This is a genomic window from Porphyromonas sp. CAG:1061 (genome assembly GCF_000435035.1).
Lineage (GTDB): Bacteria > Bacteroidota > Bacteroidia > Bacteroidales > Porphyromonadaceae > Porphyromonas_A > Porphyromonas_A somerae.
The window spans coordinates 2,331-3,789 of the sequence record NZ_HF988864.1; the positions used below are offsets into that span (position 1 = coordinate 2,331).

Consider the following 1,459-nt stretch of genomic DNA (forward strand, 5'->3'; position numbering starts at 1 on the left):
GGCCTCCTTCAGGTAGTCGCCTGCCAGTACACCAAGACCGCCAGAGTAGATCTTCAGCACATTGCTGAGCCCATACTCCATACTGAAGTAGGCCACACTAGGGACATCGCTACGCATAGGTGCCGCAAGGTATTCCTGGAAGTGCTCATAGGCCTTGTCGAGACGAGCCATAAACTCCTCATTCTGTAGCAATTCCTCTTGCTTTGCACTGCTCAGCCCATTGAGGATCTCAATAGGATTGGCCTGAACAGCCTCCCATTTCTCCTCATCTATCTCGGCAAATAGCTTTCTTACCTCTCTCCTCCAAACCCACCAGATATTGCGGGATAGCTCCTCTAGCTTCGCTAAGTTCTTTGGCAGCTTGGAGTGAGTGTACACTTCATTCCATACCGCCTCATTACAGTTCTTATTACGAATCATAATTATTCAAACCTAATATATTCTCTTAATTACCTATGCAAAGATACTCAAATAATTATACACCAGAGCCCCCTCCTCCTATCGGTCTCAATAGGAGGAGTGGGCTCTGCTAAAAGTCTCTTACCAGATAAGGGCTTCCGAATCCTTATTTATAGAGATATCGCTTGATACTCTGCTTAGGCGTCTTCTCAAAGTCACCCTCCAGCACTTCGAAGTTGGAGATTTGGGCAAAGGAGGCAAGGCTCTCATTGAGTTGCTTGCGATTACTTTCGAGTAGCTCTTCCACCTTCTTATCGTTCTTATAGCCCGCCTTTTCGAGTGCCTTTCGGTCGATGGTCACGATTGCCACATTCCGTTTGCCCTCTCGCTGTACCACCACTGCTTCATTCATAAAGGGGAGCATCGCTATCTTCGCCTCTATCTCCTCAGGGTAAATGTTCTGCCCATTAGGGCCTAGGAGCATCGCCTTGGAGCGACCTCTCAAAAAGACGCTGCCATCCTTGGCAATATAGCCTAGGTCGCCTGTCTTCATCCAGCCATCCTCCGTAAAGAGCTCGGCAGTTGCTTGTGGGTTTTTGTAGTATCCGAGGCATACATTCTCCCCCTTCACTTGGATCTCACCCACCATCTGCCCCTCAATCTCTTGGGCATCGGCTACACGTAGCTTCTCTATCATCTTTAGCTCCTTACCACAAGAGCCAGAGACATAGTTTTTATACTGAGCATAGGAGACCAGTGGCGCACACTCCGTCATGCCGTAGCCAACGGTGTAGGGAAACTTAATACGGTCGAGGAACTGAGCCACCTCGGCATTGAGGGCTGCCCCACCAATGATGATCTCACCTAGATTGCCCCCTAGTGCCTGGATCAATCCCTCTCTAAACTTCTTGTATACCGAGTTGCGGAGGATCGGCGTCTTAAGTGCCAACCGTACCGAAGTCTCCTTGAGCTTAGGCGCCACCACGCTCTTGTAGATCTTCTCCAATACGAGTGGCACGGAGAGGATCAGCCGAGGTTGCACCTCCTTAAGTGCTTTGAG

Annotated in this window: 2 protein-coding genes; both read right to left on the reverse strand. The window is 49.6% G+C overall.

Annotation, left to right across the window (positions count from 1 at the left end):
- A partial coding sequence (locus tag QVO39_RS01740) for a DUF3417 domain-containing protein (RefSeq protein WP_288171494.1) occupies nt 1-420 on the reverse strand: 420 nt, incomplete at its 3' end.
- 145 nt (nt 421-565) lie between these two features.
- Nucleotides 566-1,459: AMP-binding protein (locus tag QVO39_RS01745; protein WP_288171496.1), on the reverse strand; the 894-nt coding region annotated here is incomplete at its 5' end.